Source organism: Microcystis sp. M53602_WE12, from assembly GCF_030065455.1.
GTDB classification, from domain to species: Bacteria; Cyanobacteriota; Cyanobacteriia; order Cyanobacteriales; family Microcystaceae; genus Microcystis; species Microcystis aeruginosa.
The window spans coordinates 1-2552 of the sequence record NZ_JASJFB010000888.1 but is presented as its reverse complement, the minus strand read 5'-3'; the positions used below and the strand labels follow the sequence as shown (position 1 = coordinate 2552).

Annotated in this window: 5 protein-coding genes; all 5 read right to left on the bottom strand. The window is 39.2% G+C overall.

Annotated elements, in window-relative coordinates; translation table 11 throughout:
• Positions 1-235: 235 nt before the first annotated feature.
• The 5 genes from PX482_RS27145 to PX482_RS27125 all read right to left on the bottom strand — a co-directional run bounded on the left by PX482_RS27145 (position 236) and on the right by PX482_RS27125 (position 2327).
• Positions 236-538, bottom strand: a complete 303-nt coding sequence (locus tag PX482_RS27145; RefSeq protein WP_288027333.1) for a hypothetical protein — start codon at positions 536-538, stop codon at positions 236-238.
• Between the two features lie 107 nt (positions 539-645).
• Complete coding sequence (locus PX482_RS27140) at positions 646-873, bottom strand: PIN domain-containing protein (protein WP_288027331.1); 228 nt, start codon at positions 871-873, stop codon at positions 646-648.
• 97 nt (positions 874-970) lie between these two features.
• Positions 971-1156: a PIN domain-containing protein gene (locus PX482_RS27135; RefSeq protein ID WP_288027329.1), complete on the bottom strand. Its 186-nt coding sequence runs from the start codon at positions 1154-1156 to the stop codon at positions 971-973.
• Complete coding sequence (locus PX482_RS27130; protein WP_004159417.1) at positions 1138-1365, bottom strand: hypothetical protein; 228 nt, start codon at positions 1363-1365, stop codon at positions 1138-1140. The genes PX482_RS27135 and PX482_RS27130 overlap by 19 nt, the downstream gene beginning before the upstream one ends.
• A 272-nt stretch (positions 1366-1637) precedes the next feature.
• Positions 1638-2327: a GUN4 domain-containing protein gene (locus PX482_RS27125; protein WP_004159421.1), complete on the bottom strand. Its 690-nt coding sequence runs from the start codon at positions 2325-2327 to the stop codon at positions 1638-1640.
• Positions 2328-2552 lie beyond the last annotated feature (225 nt).

Below are 2552 nucleotides of genomic sequence, written 5' to 3'. Positions count from 1 at the left end.
GGGTTTTACCGATTTTGAGGTAGTCAGTTACCTAATTTTCAGGGAAAAAGTACCTGAATTTTACCCCCGATCCCTCCAATGGTCGGCACTTTTTGAGGTCAAAAAAGTCTAAAAGCCTTATCCAACAAGGTTTTTAGATTTATTCAGCAGACCCTAGATAGATAAAGATTAACGCTGGTCTCACCCTCTCGCAATCAAAGAGTGTAGGGTGCGTTATGCTATTCCTAAAAAAAACCTAATGAACTAATTCAAATTCAACCTTCATTTTTAGGGATGTAGCGAGGAGATTTAACAACAAAAAAGAGTTTCCTTCATAGTCAGCATTTTCTAAAGCTTCAATAATTGATTCATTAGTATGAATTAATTCTGCTAAAGCCTTTGTTGAAAGATGATATGTTTCCTTGATCTTAAATATTTTTCTGGCTACTTCGTCATCAATGCGAGCTTTTTCTAATTCTAATTGACGCTCTGGATTATTAGCATAATAACGTTGGTAAAGAATTTTTAAGCCATCGGCTGTTGTTTGGGGTGTATTCATATTAACTCCTGAAAATAAGTGTGTAATGCGGAGTAAGGGTTTGTAGTTTTTCTAAAATAATTTGCAGGTGGGGAGTTATGGATATCATGGCAATCTCAAGTTCATATTTAAGGCAGAATAATAAAGTAGCTCATGTTATCGGATTGAATTAAATTGAAATGTCTGTGGTCTAATGTCAGAATTTGGTTAATAGAATAGCGTTCTGCCATGACCAGTAAACTAGCATCAACTAAGCCTAACGGTAAATCTTGATAACGAGTCATAATTTTAAGAGCTTTTTCTAAATCTTCTAAATCGAAGGGAAGCAAACTATATTTTCCCTGTGTAATATCCATCAAAAAAGCTCTAGCTACTCTTTCACCGAGATATTTAGTCGCTAAATATAGCGTTTCTGATTCACAAGAGGTACATTCCCGATCCTGAACAGCTTAATCAGCAAAGGTTTAAGTGTGCCGCATAGATGCGAGAACCGCTATAATCAACTTCTGGTAATACCGTCACAGGCACAAAAACTTGCTGATTTCTGATCGCTTCTACGACAATAAAATGATAGTGATCGTCTCGGTCTAATAGGGCAATAATTCCACTGGTATCTGCTATTATCTTTCGTCCTGCCACAATAATTCCTCGCAACGAGTTGATAGGTCAGACATTCCACTAGCTCCCATCCCAATAGATGGGGGTAAAGATGGGGAATCATTGTCTTTTATTGGCTCATTTTCTATATTTTCCCCTATTTCTTTAAGGATTAATTGAGCAATATTTTCCTGTCGATCTGCTGACAGAGTAGCTAATTTTTTGAGAGCAAGTTCTAATAATTTAGTCATGATTTTTTATTCAATGAAAAAGTTCTAATTATAGCGCACCACTTTTATCATTCATTCTACCTGAATATAACGACGAGAAAGATTGCTTCGGGGGGATATTGGTTGAGAGATGAAGGTTAACGTGAATATCCCCCCTCGCAATGACATCTTTGTCGGAAAAAAGCTTCCTTTGACTTGGCGAAGCAATCAGTGCCAGGTATCGAGTTCCGCAAAATGCGATGTTTACCTGATCAAAAGCACTAAAATTAGACTTGATAAAAGACCTGAGATCGTCATATCCTAAAGGTTACAAGTCTTTGCGCGAGAAAAGGCACACCACACGCAGCAATACCCAGAAACACACTTTTCTCCCCACCGAAAACCCCAGGTACGGGTAGGTGTCCCTTGGGGACTGCTGAATTAAAGACTGCTGAATTAAAAGTTAATTGTCGGCCTGTCAACCACCTACCTCCTTGTCTCCAGCCGACGCTATCGGCGAACTTTTCCAATACTTCCACATCTTCTATTTCGCCATTATACTTTATCGTGCTACCAAGACTCTCATAGATGTCTTTCTGGACGCTGAAGCCAAACTTACCGTTACTATAATTTAGCCAAAGTTGGTTAATAGTTCGTAAATCTTCACAGGGAAAATTATCAATATCCTCTCGTCTCAACCATCCTTCGCTTTCCCTTCCGGCGACCCGACACATAACTTTACCTGTTTCTTCGTCTGCTTCTTTCCACTTTCTTGCTGCTAGGAGTTGCTGTAATCGAGAATAGTTAACCCCCCTAGCACTTTTAAGCACAATATTAGCAGCAACTTTAGGCGGTGGTGGTGTTTGAATAACGGGGGTTGCTGGTGTTGGAGAATAACGGGGAGTTGCTGGTGATTGTATTGAAGTTGCTGGTGATTGTCCCGTCAAATCTTGTAAAATCTCCCGCGCTGACTGATAACGCTTTCTTGTCCCAAACTCGATCATTTTATCAAGAATGCGCCCTAAATCATCCCGAACATTATTATTGACTAAAAACTGTCGCCAAATCCATTCATGGTCACTGGTATCGGGAGCATCTCACCTTTGCAATGAGCATAAATACTTAGTGGAAAAATAGGCTTTTCGAGGGTAATTCTTGTTTTAATTCTCCATGTACGCAGTCTTTAAAAGCCTCTATTTCGTTCCAAGACACGATTAAGAGTGGCTTTT

What these genes read in the sequence shown, in the direction of transcription:
- PX482_RS27145 (WP_288027333.1), bottom strand. Translation starts at nt 538, where the DNA reads ATGAATACACCCCAAACAACAGCCGATGGCTTAAAAATTCTTTACCAA.
- PX482_RS27130 (WP_004159417.1), bottom strand. Translation starts at nt 1,365, where the DNA reads ATGACTAAATTATTAGAACTTGCTCTCAAAAAATTAGCTACTCTGTCA.
- PX482_RS27125 (WP_004159421.1), bottom strand. Translation starts at nt 2,327, where the DNA reads ATGATCGAGTTTGGGACAAGAAAGCGTTATCAGTCAGCGCGGGAGATT.
- PX482_RS27140 (WP_288027331.1), bottom strand. Translation starts at nt 873, where the DNA reads ATGGATATTACACAGGGAAAATATAGTTTGCTTCCCTTCGATTTAGAA.